The following is a 12,539-nucleotide window of genomic DNA, read 5'->3' on the forward strand; positions in this document are numbered from 1 at the left end:
CGGGCGTTCGGTTCCCGGCGGGCGGCGAGACCCGCGGTGCTCAGGCGCGCAGGTCGCGCACGGCGGCCTGGCCGGTGTCCACGTCCACGTCGGCACTGAGCAGCAGCTCCAGCGGCACGGGCTGGTTCCAGAGCTGGCCCTTGATGGTGATGCGCAGGCTGGTCGGGCGCAGGCCGGTGCTGAGGTCGTTGGTGATGCGCACCTCGACGCTGGCGGCATCCAGCCGCGGCTCGAAGCGCACGATGGCCTGGCGCAGCTGGGCCTCGATGAGGGGGAAGTTGTGGATGCTCATCGTCTGCCCGGTCAGGGGCAGGATGCCGAAGTTCAGCACCGAGTCGGCGGCGTGGGGCACGCTCTTCCAGAGGGCGGTGCGTTCGGGGTCGCTGCGGTTGCCGATGTCGGGCTCCTCGCAGACCGCATTGAACAGCCAGGACAGGTCGCGCAGCACCGCCTCGCGCAACTGGCGCCGGCTCAGCACGCGGGCCTCCAGCGGCTCGACGCGCGAGGCCGGTTCGTGGTCGGTCAGGCGGTCCAGCAGCGAGGGCTGGAGCCGGTCCTGCGCGCCATAGGCGGCCATCAGGTGCTCGCCGTGGGCGTGTCGAAGCGGATCTCGCGCACGGCCATCAGGTCGTGGTCGCCGAGGTCGCTCACCAGCACGCGCTGGCCGAGGCCGGCGTAGCGGTCGTCACCCGGCAGGGGCTGCCACTCGGTCTTGCGCGCGAGGTTGATGAGGCCGTCCTCGCTCGCCTCCGAGCCGGGGTAGCGGGTGGGCACCAGGGCCACGCTGCTGCCGCCGTTGGTGAAGCTCAGCTGGGCGGGCATCCAGACGCAGTCGCGCAGGTCTTCCGGCGGGTCGAAGCGGATCTGGCTCAGGTGATGGAAGGGCACCCAGGTGTAGTGGCCGTTGAGGCAGGTCTCCAGCACCGGGCCGAGGCGGGAGTCGGCGTCAGCCAGCCATTCGAAGGCCTGGCCGTCGATCTGGCCGGGGCAGGCGGGCGCCGCGTCGAAGGCCTTGGCGGCCAGGTCAGCGGCGAGTTCGGGCTGGCCGTCGCCCTGCTGGCGCAGCGATTCGATGAGCTGGGCCACCCAGGCCTGCGGCTGGCCGAACACCACCGGTGTGCGCCGGCCGGCGAACACCTCCGCGCGCAGCAGCTCGCAGCGGATGGCATGGCCGACGGTCTCACGCATCGGGATGGCGAGCTTGTCGAGATCGGCCACGACATTGAGCTGGGTGTGGGCGCGTTCCCACTGGCCCAGCACGCTCAGCAGCTGGGCCAGGAAGGTGCGCAGCCTGGCATCGGCGGGCTGGGCGCGTACGGCTTCGGTCAGCCGGGCGAGCGCGGTGCGCGGGTCGCCCGCGCGGACGGCTTCTTCAGCGGCTTGTTGGGGTGTCATGTCAGTCGTTCGTGGCTCGGGCCTCTGTGGCCTGGTCGGGATTCAGAACCCATGCCCGCAGTCGGTGCAGAAGCGCGCCTGGCGCGGCAGGGTGATGCCGCAAGCGGGGCAGCTCTTGTGGGTGCTGGCCATGTCGAAGCCGCATTCATGGCAGAAGCGGCCACCGGTGCTGGGGGTCTGGCAGTTGGGGCAGGCAGCGGTCGTCGCGCTCGCGCCCGCACCGGCGGCCGGGGCATCTTGCGCGCTGCGGGCGGCGCAGTCCCGGCAGGTGCCGGCGCTGCTGTTCCAGCATTCGCGGCCCACCCACTTGCGGCAGCCGGTGCATTTCTCAAAGAGCGGCGCGGCCAGGGCCATGGCTTCGGCCAGGGCCTCGCGCTTGGCCTCGCCGGCGCCGGCCTCGGCAAAGGCGCCAGTGGCGCGGCTGGCCTTGTTGAGGTCGTAGAACATGAAGGCGAAGCGGCTCAGCCAGCCGGTGATCTGGCCCTTGCGGTAGGGCTTGAAGGCCGACCGCGAGGCTTCGCCGCACTTCTCGCAATAGAACTCGAACTGGAAGCCGGCCGACACATCGCTCATCGAGGTGCTGACGTCGCGGTAGTTGGTGAGGGCCATGGCGTCAGATCGGGGAGCCGATGTTCTTCATCGTGAAGGCGCGGGTCGTGCCCTGCGACAGGTTCTTGGCCACGGCCTGGCCGGCGTTGCTGTGCGAGTAGTGCGACGGCGGGTTCTTGTAGACGTAGGCCAAGGAGGCGAACTCGCAGGTCCATTCCTCCATCAGCTCGGTCATGGTGTCGGTGACGGCCACTTCCAGCTTGTAGTCGGTCAGGCGGATCTTCTGGATGGTGAACACCAGCGAGGTGCCTTCCACCACGTTGGTGGAGCGCTGATGGATGGTGAGGGTGCCGGAGGGAAAGATGTCGCCCGCCTTCATGGAGTTCAGCATCTGCGTGGTCGCGATGTCCACCCGCTTCTTGAAGGTGAACTCGAAGCTCGGATTGCGGTCACCGGCGTCCTTGGTCTTGCCCTTTTTGGCCTTTTCGTCCTTCTTCTTGTCGTCGTCCTGCTGGCTCTCGGTCTGCTCGATCTTGCGCTCGGCGGCGTCGAGCATCTTTTCAAGCCACCGGTCGTGCTTGTCCTGCAGGGTCTTGCGCTCGGACTCGGATTTGGCGCGCGCCATGTCGCGGGTGAGCGCGGACTGCGCCTGCGAGATGGCCTGCTTGAGGTCACGCGCGGTGCTGCTCGCCGAGTCGCCCTTGATCAGGCGGCCGCCGCCCGCCTTGCCGCTCTCGGCGCTCTGCTGCTTCTCGTCTTCGTTGTGCAGCTTCCAGCTGAGGCTTTCCAGCAGCACCTGGCCCTGGAAGAGATGGGAGACAGCCTCACCCGCCACCGGCACCCGTGTGGGCCGCAGCAGGATGAGGTAGATGTCGGCGCCGTGCGTGGAGGAAGACATCAGAGGGCCATCGGGTAGAAGAAGGGGGCCGTGGGCAGGTTGTCCTTGCCCAGGGTCTTCAGGTACATCAGCTTGATGTTCTTGAAGTTGAGGGTCCAGGTCTCGATCACTTCCTTGGACAGCCCGCTGTCGGAGACCTCCAGCGAACACTCCGCGAAGTAGCCCATCGTGCAGGCCAGCACGAAGCCGGGCTGGTGGATGGCCCGGCCCTGCTGCTTGATGTGCAGCACCGTGATGGTGGCGCTGACCACCGGCAGATGGTTGTCCAGGCAGAAGTGCATCTGCGAGGAGCCGACGTCAAAGCGCTTCTTGAACGTCAGCGGCTCCATCTGCACGGTGACCGTGCTGCCCAGGCCCGCCATCGAGGCCGCGGCGGCCGCCACGCCGGCGAGGCCTGAGGGCCGGGCCTTGGGGTCTTTCAGGGCGGTCATGCCCCAGCCGAACTCCATCAGCTCGACCGAGCCTTCCCAGCCTTCGAGCAGACCCTCGCCCACCACCGGCCCGGCGCCGGTGATGAGTTGCATGAAGATGTTGGAGCGGCTCATGGGCGTTCAGCGCGCAGCAGCCACTCAGGACGGAGACGCCGTGCCGGCCGGGATGTCCCAGTTGTAGGTCTTGGCCGCGCCGAGCTTGCCGGTCTTGTTGTCCTGCGGCTTGTATTCGATCTTCACGGTCTTGAAGACCATCTCGACCTTCTGCGTGACGTTGCCTTCCTCGGTGCCGTTCTGGGCGACCTTGGTGATGTAGCAACCTTCCATGGTCATCGTGAAGTAGGTCTCGGGCGTGGCCGAGCCGGTGGTCTTCATCATCTGCAGCTCGACCTTGGGGAAGGCCTTGCCCGTGCAGATGTAGCCCATGATGACCGTGGAGGCGGTGTCGAAGTAGTGCTCCCAGTTCATCTTGCCGGGGTTGGGCTTGCCCACCGAGGCGCCGCCGCCCTTGGTCCAGCTGGACTCGGCTTCGACTTCCCAGTCCCAGCCCTGGATCTCGATCCACTTTTCCTTGCCCTTCTGAAGCGACTCGCCGTCGGCTTTGTCGAAGAAGGTGATGAATGCATTCACTGCCATGTTGCTATCTCCTGTGGGGGTTCAGAGTGCGCGGGTTTGTTGAAGGTGAGGAGGGCTGCCGTGCGCCCGCGCCGGGCAGGCCCTCCGACCGGTGAGGGGGTCAGGCCGACTTTTCGGACGGCAGCTTGGAGACCAGGCGCAAAGACACGGTCAGGCCTTCGAGCTGGTAGTGCGGCTTCAGGTAGAACTTGGACTGGTAGTAGCCGGGCGAGCCCTCCACCTCCGACACCTCCACCTGGGCCGCAGCCAGCGGACGGCGGGCCTTGGTGTCTTCGGAGGAGTTGATCGGGTCGCCGTCGACGTAGTTCAGGATCCAGCTGTTGAGCCAGTCCTCCATCGCGTCGCGCGACTTGAAGGAGCCCACCTTGTCCCGCACGATGCACTTCAGGTAGTGCGCGAAGCGGTTGCAGGCGAACAGGTAGGGCAGGCGCGCGGCCAGCGCGGCGTTGGCGGTGGCGTCGGGGTCGTCGTACTCGGCGGGCTTTTGCAGCGACTGGCCGCTGATGAAGGCCGCGAAGTCGCTGTTCTTGCGGTGCACCATCGACAGGAAGCCGTTCTTGGAGAGCTCGGCCTCGCGGCGGTCCGAGATGGCGATCTCGGTCGGGCACTTCATGTCCACGCCGCCGTCGTCGGTCGGGAAGGTGTGCGTGGGCAGGTTGACGACCGCGCCGCCCGACTCGATGCCGCGGATGCGCGAGCACCAGCCGTACTGCTTGAAGCTGCTGTTGATGTTCACGGCCATCGCGTAGGCGGCGTTGGACCAGGTGTACTTGCTGTGGTCGGCGCCTTCGGTGTCTTCCTCGAACGCGAACTCGTCGACCGGGTTGGTCTTGGCGCCATAGGGCAGGCGCGACAGGAAGCGCGGCATGCACAGGGCCAGGTAGCGTGCGTCGTCGCTTTCACGCAGGGAGCGCCAGGCGGCGTACTCGGGTGTGGTGAAGATCTTGGTCAGGTCGCGCGGGTTGGCAAGCTCCTGCCAGCTCTCCATCTGCATGACGCTGGGCGCGGCGCCCGTGATGAAGGGCGCATGTGCGGCGGCGGCGATCTTGCTCATCTCGCCCAGCAGCTCGACATCGGGCGGCGTGTGGTCGAAGTGGTAGTCGCCCACCAGGCAGCCGTAGGGTTCGCCACCGAACTGGCCGTATTCCTCTTCGTACAGGCGCTTGAACAGCGGCGACTGGTCCCAGGCCGTGCCCTTGTAGCGCTTGAGCGTCTTGCCCAGATCGGTCTTGGAGACGTTGAGCACGCGGATCTTGAGCTGCTCATCCGTCTCGGTGTTGTTGACGAGGTAGTGCAGGCCGCGCCAGGCGGACTCCAGCTTCTGGAAGTCCTCGTGATGCATGATCAGGTTGACCTGCTCGGTGAGCTTTTGGTCGATGGCCGCGATCATGGCCTCGATGGTCTTGGCGGCGTCGTCGCTGAGCAGCTGGGTGTTGGACAGGGCCTGCTGCGCCAGTGTCTGCACCGCTTGCGCGACGGCGCCTCGCGCCTCGTCGGTCTTGGGCTTGAATTCCTTGTTGAGCAGGGCCGCGAAGTCGTTGCCTTCGAAGGTCACGCCCGCCAGGGCCGATGCTGACTGTTCCGCTTGGGTCATTTCGAAACTCCGGTGTTCTTGGGGTTCTGGGATGCGGTGGCTTACTCGGCCTTGGGGGCGTCGGTCAGCGTCTTGAGCAGCGTCGGGTCGGCGAGCACCTTGGCGATCAGGTCGCCGGCGCCGGCCTTGCCGTCCATGTAGGTGATGAGGTTGGAGAGCTGCTGGCGGGCTTCGAGCAGCTTGTTCAGGCCCTCGACCTTGCGCGCCACGGCGGCGGGCGAGAAGTCGTCCATGCTCTCGAAGGTGATGTCCACCGGCAGGCTGCCCTCGCCGGTCAGCGTGTTCTCGACGTTGAAGGCCACGCGCGGCTTCATGGACTTCATGCGGGAGTCGAAGTTGTCGACATCGATCTCCAGGAACTTGCGATCGGACACCGGCGGCAGCGGCTCCTCGGGCTTGCCCGAGAGGTCGGCCATCACGCCCATCACGAAGGGCAGCTGCACCTTCTTCTCGGCGCCGTAGAGCTCCACGTCGTACTCGATCTGCACCCGCGGGGCCCGGTTGCGGGCGATGAATTTCTGGCTGCTCTTGCTCATCTCAGTGCTCCTTGCGGACGGGGTCCAGGTTTCGAATTTCGTGGGGGCTTGTTGGAACAGACGACATTTCGAGCCGGGTTGCGACTAGTGCAGGCTGTCCGGGTCCACACCCAGCATGCGGGCCACCTCGCCGACGGCGTCGGGGGCGAACTCGCGCACCAGTTGCAGGAAGTTGCGGTCGATGAGGCGCTGCGCGCGGCGCAGCAGGTCAGCGGCCGGGTTGGTGGGTTCGTGTTTCTCGAGATAGGCGCACACCGCGTCGATGGCGCGCACGGCATCGGCGCGGCTTTCGATCGCGCCGATGCCGGCGCTGGCGCCTTGGGTGCGCGCACGGCGTGCCGGCGCGGCGGGCGTGCGCACCTCGTCATCGGCGGCCGGGCCCTCGTCCTGGGAGATGCCCAGGTCGTTGAGCAGGCCGGCCAGGTCGTCGGCCTCGGCGGCCAGCGTGACCGGCTGGGGCGACACGGCCAGCACGGCGTCGAGCATCGTGCGCAGCGCGGTGAAATCGGGCATCTCGCCATAGCCCAGCCGGGCCGACAGGACTTCCGTCAGCGCGTCCAGCGCGGCGATGCTGGCCTGGGCCTGCGTGGCGAGCTGTGGGTAGCCCGCGACCGCATCGGCCAGCATGTTCTCGATCTGGCCCCGGGAGGGCACCGATTCGTCATCACGGGCGGCGAGCTCGCCCATGGCGATCTCGATGTCGCGCACGCTGATCTGGCCGATGCCGCGGTCATTGAGCACCAGGCTGGCCCGCACATCGCCGAGCGTCGAGTCCAGGCTGTTGAGTTCGTTCAGCAGGTTGATGCGGGCAAAGGCGTCACCGTCTTCCGGCCGGGGATGGAGTTCGTCCCACCAGATGCCGAGCAAGCGCTCGAACAGGCACAGGCCCGGGGCGAGGGCGGCAAAGCCCTCCAGCCGCAGGCGGGCGCGCAGCAGCAGGTTGGCCACGCGCAGGTCGCGGGTGCGGGTGTTGAGCTGGTCTGCCAGCGACTGCACGGCACGCCAGTCCGGCGGCTCGGCGGCGGCGAACTGCGTCTCGGGCTTGCCCGCGGCCGCCTGCGTCAGGGCGAGGAAGTCGTTGTCGTACTCCAGGTCCTCACCGCAGGGGGCCTCGTCGGACACCGGATGCAGCCAAGGCGCCAGCACCGGGTCGCTGTCCAGCGAGGGCAGGGCGTCTTGCGGCATGTCGAAGGGATGGCTGTCCATGAGGGTCCGGGTGAGGTGCCAGCCCAGATGGCCGGCGGGAGTTCGGGCGGTAAGTAACCCGGCCCGGCGCTTAGTTCCACCGGCCGTAGCGCCCTGCGCCGCGTTGCGCGTGCTGGGCGGGTGAGCGGGAACGGAATCGCCGCGGCGGTTACTTACCGCGCTGGACGTCCTGCCCGCACGATGAACGCCACCCCCGATCCGGAAGGTCCGCAAGACCACGACGCCACCGTCATCCGCCCGACCTCACCCGCTGTCCTGGCGGCGGCGGCCGCGCCCGCACCGGTGGACCGCCACGAGGGCGGCAATGCGTTGCCGGTGGGCAGCCGCCAGGCCGAGTTCGAGATCACGCGCGTGCTCGGGGAAGGTGGCTTCGGCATCGTCTACCTCGCGCGTGACCATGCGCTGGAGCGGATGGTGGCGCTGAAGGAATACATGCCGGCGGCGCTGGCCGTGCGGGGCGAGGGCACCCAGGTGCGGGTGCGCTCCGAGCGCCATCGCGACACCTTCGAGGCCGGGCTCAAGAGCTTCATCAACGAAGCCCGCCTGCTGGCGCAGTTCGATCATCCGTCGCTGGTCAAGGTCTACCGCTTCTGGGAGGCCAACGGCACGGCCTTCATGGTCATGCCCTTCATCGAGGGCCGCACGCTCAAGGAGACCCTCAAGACGCTGCCCGAGCCGCCCACCGAGGCCTGGCTGATGGCGCTGCTCGCGCCGCTGACCGAGGCCCTGCTGGTGCTGCATGGCGAGCACTGCTATCACCGCGACATCGCGCCCGACAACATCATCCTGGTGGCCGGCAGCGGCCGCCCGCTGCTGCTGGACTTCGGCGCGGCGCGCCGCGTGATCGGCGACATGACCCAGGCCCTCACCGTCATCCTCAAGCCCGGCTATGCACCGATCGAGCAGTACGCCGAGGTGCCCGGCATGAAGCAGGGGCCGTGGACCGACGTCTATGCGCTGGCGGCGGTCGTCTACTGCGCCATCACCGGCCGCACGCCGCCGGCCAGTGTCGGCCGCATGGTGAAGGATGAGCACATCCCGCTGGCCGAGCTGGCCGCGGCCACGCCGGGTCGCTACAGCGAGCGCCTCGTGCGCGCGGTCGACCGCGCCCTGCGGGTGCTGCCTGACCAGCGCACGCCGTCGATGGCGGCATTCCGCGAGGACCTGGGCCTGGCGGGCGACTACACACCGCGGCCCGAGCAGATGGCCACACAGATCCAGCCGGTGCCGGAGGCCACCCCGGCCGCCGCTGTACCGCTCCCGCCGGCGCGTGCGCCGCGTCGCGCGATGGCCGTGGCCGCCGCAGCAGCGGTTGTGGTGGTTGCGGGCGCGGCCCTCTGGTGGGCGACGCGGCCGCCGGCTGTGCCGGTCGCCGTGTCCACGCCGGTGGCGGCGAGCCCGGCAGCGGCCTCGGCGGCGCCTGCGCCCGTCATTCCACCGCCGCCCGCGGCCGCGGCGCGGCCGCGCGACCTGCTGAGCCAGTTCCAGCAGCTGGCCGCCGCGGGCACTGCCGGGTTCACGGTGCAGGCGCAGCCCGAACGAACCGTCCTGCGCATCGACCAGGACGAGCTGCGGTTCAGTGTCACCTCGGCGCGCGAGGGCTATGTGCATGTGCTGCTGGCCGGACCGGACGGCAGCTTGCTGCAGATCTTCCCGAACGACCGCGCCCGGCAGCACCGCATCGCGGCGAACACCCCGCTGCGCCTGCCCGGCGCGGCGTGGCCGCTCAAGGCCAGCGACCCCGCCGGGCTGGAGCACTTCCTGGTGCTTGTGACCGCCGAGCCGCGCACCTTCGCACCCTGGGCGACCGACAAGGAACCCACGTATGGTTTCCTGAGCCTGCCGCCGCAAGGGCCGGCCGCCGCGCCGGCCGGGGGGCCAGGCTGGCTGCTGGGCCTGCCCGATTGCGGGCGCCCGGACTGCGCGGCCGCCTTCGGCGCGGTGGTCTTCACGGTCGAGGCGGTGAAGTAAGCCGGCGTTGCGCGGGGAACTGCGACGATATGGGTGTTACCCACCTGGAGCCGGCAGATCGACGGCCACGCGCCGCTGCCAGGCTTCCCTGACGACCTGCGGACCCTGCCCTGAACCACCATTCCTCGCCCCCCGCTCCGCCCGGCGATGCCGCGCCGGACGACCTGCTGGACACCTTCCTGGGTGCTGCCGAAGCAGGCCCGCTGCTGTGGGCCTGCTGGGTGGAAGACCATGTCGAGGTCCGCGGTGGGAAGCGCCCCGTCGAGCCGCTGATGCCCGACGTCGGCGAACTCTTCGTGGCGGCGCTGCGGGAGCACTTCGGCCCCGCCGCCAGCGCGGTGGCAGAGCGTGAGTGGCAGCTCAGCGAACACCCGCATCCGGTGCTGCCGGCTCGCACCGTCCGCCGGGCCGTGGCCTGCGCTGACTCGGCGCTGAGCTTTCTGCAAGGTCAGGCCCAGCTGATGCAGATCGAGTTCTCGGCCGTGATGGGCGGCTGGCGCTTCCGCCAGGTGGTGGACCGCCTGGGCCTGGACCGCGCCCGCCTGTCACCCGAACGGCGCCAGGCGCTCGACCAGTTGATGGCGCCCCATTTCGTGAGCGCCTTGCCCGCCAGCCCGGAGAGCCTGGCGGAACGTCTGAGCGCACTGCTGACGGCGGACTGGCATTGAGTTCGTGACGCAGTTCACGGGTTGCGGGTTAACCCGGGCCCTTGAATGCGGGGATGGTTGTGTCGCAGCTGTCGCAGGAGGCAGCGAGGCGGCGTCTGTGCAGACAAGGCGGCCACGTCGGCCGCATCACTTGCGCGGAGCACGCCATGCAGACTCAGTGCCTTGACCCGATCCGTCATCCGGCCGTCGCCGACCCCAACGTCATCTTCTCGGAGCTGTTCGGCGAGCACCGCGACCGCCTCTACCGCTTCGTGCTGCGGCACATCGGCGACAGCACCGAGGCGGAGGAACTGGCGCAGCAGGCCTTCGTGGAGGCGGCGCGCACCTACGAGCAGTTCCGCGGCGAGTCGCAGCTGTCGACCTGGCTCTACGGCATCGCGATGAACCTAGTGCGCAACCACCTGTCGCGCTCGCCGTCGCGCCTGTACCGCTTCGAGGACGAGACGGCGCTGGAGGCCACGCCCTGCTTGCAGGCCAACCCCGAGCAGCAGTGCCACATGAACGAACTGATGCGCTTGCTGCAGACCGAACTTGACGGCCTGATGCCCGAGATGCGCGAGGTGCTGCTGCTGGTGGCCATGGACGACATGAGCTACGAAGACGCCGCCGCGCTGCTGTCCGTGCCCATCGGCACCGTGCGCAGCCGCGTCTCGCGCGCTCGTGCCCACCTGCGCACCCGACTGCAGGCCCGCGGCGCGCAACTGCCCTTCTGAAGACGCTGGTCCGGTCAGCGGGTCATCTCACGGCAGGCGCAGCAGCACCTGCACCGGCAGGTGGTCCGACGGGTAGCGGCCCTGGCGCGAATCCGTCAGCGCGCCCCACGTCAGGACCTCGATGCCCCGGGTGTGGAAGATGTGGTCGATACGCTCCCGCGCGGGCAGCGGCGCGTCGATGTGAAAGCCGTTGAAGGTGCCCTCCGGGCCATAGGGCGGCGTGCGGCTCGTGTCACGCGCGTCCAGCAATTCGTGCCGCAGGATCTGCACCGGCTCGCTGTCCGGTGCGGCATTGAAGTCGCCGATCACCAGCGTGGGGGCCTCGCCGGCGATCGCCGCGCGACGCGCCAGCAGCAGCTTGGCCGACTCGCGCCGCGCGACGACGCCCTCGTGGTCGAAGTGCGTGTTGAACACGTAGAACGGCGCTGAATCCGGCGCCTGCCGGTCGCGCAGCGCCACCCAGGTCACGATGCGGTGACAGCAGCGCGCGTCCCAGCCCTTGGAAGGCTGCTCGGGCGTCTCGCTGAGCCAGAAGGTGCCGCTGCGCAGCACGTCGAATCGCGCCCGGCGCACGAAGATCGCGGCATGCTCGCCACGTTGCGCGCCATCGTCACGACCCACGCCAACCCGCTCGAAGCCGTCGAGCGTCTCCAGGTCGCGAATCTGATCGGGCAGGCCCTCCTGCGTGCCGAACACATCCCACGCGTGATAGCGGATCAAGGCCAGCACCTGCTCGCGCCGCTGCGGCCAGGCATTCGCACCGTCGCTGGCCACATTCAGCCGCAGGTTGTAGGTCGCCAAACGCCTCGGTTCAGCGGCATGGCCGGCAGGGGCGAGACCGAGGAGACACAGGCACAGGAGCAGGCGGAGGAGTCGGGTCATGACGATGGACGCAGGTGGAGCGCCGGCAGGCGAGCCCCCAGCCTACGCGAGCGCAGGCGGCCCGCGATGAAGACTTCGTGGCCGAAATTTGTCAGGTCCGCAAAAGTCGTGCTATAGTCTTAGCTTCAGTCGCGGGGTGGAGCAGTCTGGTAGCTCGTTGGGCTCATAACCCAAAGGTCGTCGGTTCAAATCCGGCCCCCGCAACCAAAACATGGAACCCGCTGAGTGCATTGCGCTCGGCGGGTTTTTCCATTTCTGCGCTAGAAAATGATGCCGCGGTGAGCCGCGGCGGGCTCCGAAGTTCGCAACTGCTCGTGCAATGGGATCGGGGCGCCGGCAGGTACTTTGGAGCCGTCTTCAGGTCGCCAGCCAAGCGGCCTACAACGGCTGCCGGTAGCGCAGTCCCTGAAAACGCAGCACCAGCTCGCGCGGGCGGATCTGTTCCAGCACCAAGTCATTGCCGAGGGGCGCGCCTTCGCGTTGCACCTCGCCATTGACGATGACCAGGCGTGAGGCGGGGTCGTCGGAGTAGACCGAGCCGCCGAAGGCCAGGCGGGGCAGGGCGCGGCGCGTGGCTTCGGGCAGTTCGGACACCAGCGGCAGGCGCGCTTGCGGTGCGGCTGCTGGCGGTCGGGTCACGGACGGCGCTGGCGTCGCGACGGTCACAGGTGGCGGGGCCGGTGGCAGGTAAGGTGAAGTAGCGGAGGCCGGGGGGCCGGCCATGGTGGCCGCCACGACGGCTGGCGCGCTCGGCGCCGTCGGCACCGGTGCGGGGGCGGGGGCGGGTGGCGTGGGGGCCGGTGCTGCGGCTGCCGCGGGCGGCAGGGGCGCTGGGGCGGGAGGGGTCTCGCGGCTGCTGTCGGCCCACCACCAGCCGCCGGCCAGTCCGGCCAGCAGCAGCGTGCCGGCGCCGGCCCAGGGCAGCCAGGCGCGGGCCGTGCGGGCGGGCAGGGCGGCATCGGCCGGCAGAGCGGGGCTGTGCAGGCCTGGCACCGCGCCGCGCTCGCGTTCGCGGTCGGCTTCGGCACGGCGAAGGGCGTCGAGGATGTAAGACATGGCG

At 68.9% G+C, this 12,539-nt stretch carries 14 protein-coding genes and 1 tRNA gene; 4 read left to right on the plus strand and 11 right to left on the minus strand.

Annotated features, from left to right (window positions below; all coding sequences use genetic code 11):
* Window positions 1–40: 40 nt before the first annotated feature.
* The 9 genes from tssE to tssA form a co-directional block, all read right to left on the minus strand.
* Window positions 41–577 carry a type VI secretion system baseplate subunit TssE gene (gene tssE / locus CDO81_RS17580; RefSeq protein WP_088484532.1) on the minus strand — a complete coding sequence of 179 codons (537 nt, stop codon included), beginning with the start codon at window positions 575–577 and terminating at the stop codon, window positions 41–43.
* A complete protein-coding gene (locus CDO81_RS17585) occupies window positions 577–1,395 on the minus strand; it encodes a type VI secretion system accessory protein TagJ (RefSeq protein ID WP_088484533.1) in 819 nt (272 codons plus the stop codon). The genes tssE and CDO81_RS17585 overlap by 1 nt, the downstream gene beginning before the upstream one ends.
* 42 nt (window positions 1,396–1,437) lie before the next feature.
* A complete protein-coding gene (locus CDO81_RS17590; RefSeq protein WP_088484534.1) occupies window positions 1,438–2,004 on the minus strand; it encodes a double zinc ribbon domain-containing protein in 567 nt (188 codons plus the stop codon).
* Window positions 2,005–2,008: 4 nt separating this feature from the next.
* Window positions 2,009–2,842 (minus strand): hypothetical protein, encoded by an 834-nt coding sequence (locus CDO81_RS17595; protein WP_088484535.1) that lies wholly within the window; start codon window positions 2,840–2,842, stop codon window positions 2,009–2,011.
* Window positions 2,842–3,387, minus strand: a complete 546-nt coding sequence (locus tag CDO81_RS17600; protein WP_088484536.1) for a hypothetical protein — start codon at window positions 3,385–3,387, stop codon at window positions 2,842–2,844. The genes CDO81_RS17595 and CDO81_RS17600 overlap by 1 nt, the downstream gene beginning before the upstream one ends.
* A gap of 24 nt (window positions 3,388–3,411) precedes the next feature.
* Complete coding sequence (locus CDO81_RS17605; RefSeq protein ID WP_088484537.1) at window positions 3,412–3,909, minus strand: Hcp family type VI secretion system effector; 498 nt, start codon at window positions 3,907–3,909, stop codon at window positions 3,412–3,414.
* 100 nt (window positions 3,910–4,009) lie between these two features.
* Entirely contained in the window at window positions 4,010–5,503 is a 1,494-nt protein-coding gene (tssC, locus tag CDO81_RS17610) for a type VI secretion system contractile sheath large subunit (RefSeq protein ID WP_088484538.1), read from the minus strand.
* 41 nt (window positions 5,504–5,544) lie between these two features.
* The gene (gene tssB / locus CDO81_RS17615; protein WP_088484539.1) at window positions 5,545–6,039 is read right to left on the minus strand and encodes a type VI secretion system contractile sheath small subunit; all 495 of its coding nucleotides are present in this window, start codon (window positions 6,037–6,039) and stop codon (window positions 5,545–5,547) included.
* Window positions 6,040–6,123: 84 nt separating this feature from the next.
* Window positions 6,124–7,245, minus strand: coding sequence for a type VI secretion system protein TssA (gene tssA / locus CDO81_RS17620; RefSeq protein ID WP_088484540.1), 1,122 nt, complete (start codon window positions 7,243–7,245; stop codon window positions 6,124–6,126).
* Window positions 7,246–7,425: 180 nt separating this feature from the next.
* Here tssA and CDO81_RS17625 point away from each other — a divergent pair, with 180 nt between their 5' ends.
* The 3 genes from CDO81_RS17625 (at window position 7,426) to CDO81_RS17635 (ending at window position 10,597) form a co-directional block, all read left to right on the plus strand.
* Window positions 7,426–9,216, plus strand: coding sequence for a serine/threonine protein kinase (locus CDO81_RS17625; RefSeq protein WP_088484541.1), 1,791 nt, complete (start codon window positions 7,426–7,428; stop codon window positions 9,214–9,216).
* 272 nt (window positions 9,217–9,488) lie between these two features.
* Window positions 9,489–9,884: a hypothetical protein gene (locus CDO81_RS17630; protein WP_144397291.1), complete on the plus strand. Its 396-nt coding sequence runs from the start codon at window positions 9,489–9,491 to the stop codon at window positions 9,882–9,884.
* Window positions 9,885–10,030: 146 nt separating this feature from the next.
* Window positions 10,031–10,597 (plus strand): RNA polymerase sigma factor, encoded by a 567-nt coding sequence (locus tag CDO81_RS17635; RefSeq protein WP_088484543.1) that lies wholly within the window; start codon window positions 10,031–10,033, stop codon window positions 10,595–10,597.
* A 27-nt stretch (window positions 10,598–10,624) separates the two neighbouring features.
* On the opposite strand, the gene CDO81_RS17640 is transcribed toward CDO81_RS17635, so the two are convergent.
* Window positions 10,625–11,479, minus strand: a complete 855-nt coding sequence (locus CDO81_RS17640; RefSeq protein ID WP_088484544.1) for an endonuclease/exonuclease/phosphatase family protein — start codon at window positions 11,477–11,479, stop codon at window positions 10,625–10,627.
* Window positions 11,480–11,609: 130 nt separating this feature from the next.
* Between CDO81_RS17640 and CDO81_RS17645 the strand changes: the two genes are divergently transcribed.
* Window positions 11,610–11,686 (plus strand) — tRNA-Met (locus CDO81_RS17645).
* 171 nt (window positions 11,687–11,857) lie between these two features.
* Here CDO81_RS17645 and CDO81_RS17650 read toward each other — a convergent pair.
* Complete coding sequence (locus CDO81_RS17650; RefSeq protein WP_088484545.1) at window positions 11,858–12,535, minus strand: general secretion pathway protein GspB; 678 nt, start codon at window positions 12,533–12,535, stop codon at window positions 11,858–11,860.
* Window positions 12,536–12,539: the final 4 nt, after the last annotated feature.

Origin of the sequence: Roseateles puraquae (genome assembly GCF_002205845.1) — a bacterium.
GTDB lineage: Bacteria > Pseudomonadota > Gammaproteobacteria > Burkholderiales > Burkholderiaceae_C > Pelomonas > Pelomonas puraquae.

What these genes read in the sequence shown, in the direction of transcription:
- tssB (WP_088484539.1), bottom strand. Translation starts at nt 6,039, where the DNA reads ATGAGCAAGAGCAGCCAGAAATTCATCGCCCGCAACCGGGCCCCGCGG.
- CDO81_RS17625 (WP_088484541.1), top strand. Translation starts at nt 7,426, where the DNA reads ATGAACGCCACCCCCGATCCGGAAGGTCCGCAAGACCACGACGCCACC.
- CDO81_RS17640 (WP_088484544.1), bottom strand. Translation starts at nt 11,479, where the DNA reads ATGACCCGACTCCTCCGCCTGCTCCTGTGCCTGTGTCTCCTCGGTCTC.
- CDO81_RS17650 (WP_088484545.1), bottom strand. Translation starts at nt 12,535, where the DNA reads ATGTCTTACATCCTCGACGCCCTTCGCCGTGCCGAAGCCGACCGCGAA.
- CDO81_RS17595 (WP_088484535.1), bottom strand. Translation starts at nt 2,842, where the DNA reads ATGTCTTCCTCCACGCACGGCGCCGACATCTACCTCATCCTGCTGCGG.
- CDO81_RS17600 (WP_088484536.1), bottom strand. Translation starts at nt 3,387, where the DNA reads ATGAGCCGCTCCAACATCTTCATGCAACTCATCACCGGCGCCGGGCCG.
- CDO81_RS17585 (WP_088484533.1), bottom strand. Translation starts at nt 1,395, where the DNA reads ATGACACCCCAACAAGCCGCTGAAGAAGCCGTCCGCGCGGGCGACCCG.
- tssA (WP_088484540.1), bottom strand. Translation starts at nt 7,245, where the DNA reads ATGGACAGCCATCCCTTCGACATGCCGCAAGACGCCCTGCCCTCGCTG.
- tssC (WP_088484538.1), bottom strand. Translation starts at nt 5,503, where the DNA reads ATGACCCAAGCGGAACAGTCAGCATCGGCCCTGGCGGGCGTGACCTTC.
- tssE (WP_088484532.1), bottom strand. Translation starts at nt 577, where the DNA reads ATGGCCGCCTATGGCGCGCAGGACCGGCTCCAGCCCTCGCTGCTGGAC.
- CDO81_RS17605 (WP_088484537.1), bottom strand. Translation starts at nt 3,909, where the DNA reads ATGGCAGTGAATGCATTCATCACCTTCTTCGACAAAGCCGACGGCGAG.
- CDO81_RS17590 (WP_088484534.1), bottom strand. Translation starts at nt 2,004, where the DNA reads ATGGCCCTCACCAACTACCGCGACGTCAGCACCTCGATGAGCGATGTG.
- CDO81_RS17635 (WP_088484543.1), top strand. Translation starts at nt 10,031, where the DNA reads ATGCAGACTCAGTGCCTTGACCCGATCCGTCATCCGGCCGTCGCCGAC.
- CDO81_RS17630 (WP_144397291.1), top strand. Translation starts at nt 9,489, where the DNA reads ATGCCCGACGTCGGCGAACTCTTCGTGGCGGCGCTGCGGGAGCACTTC.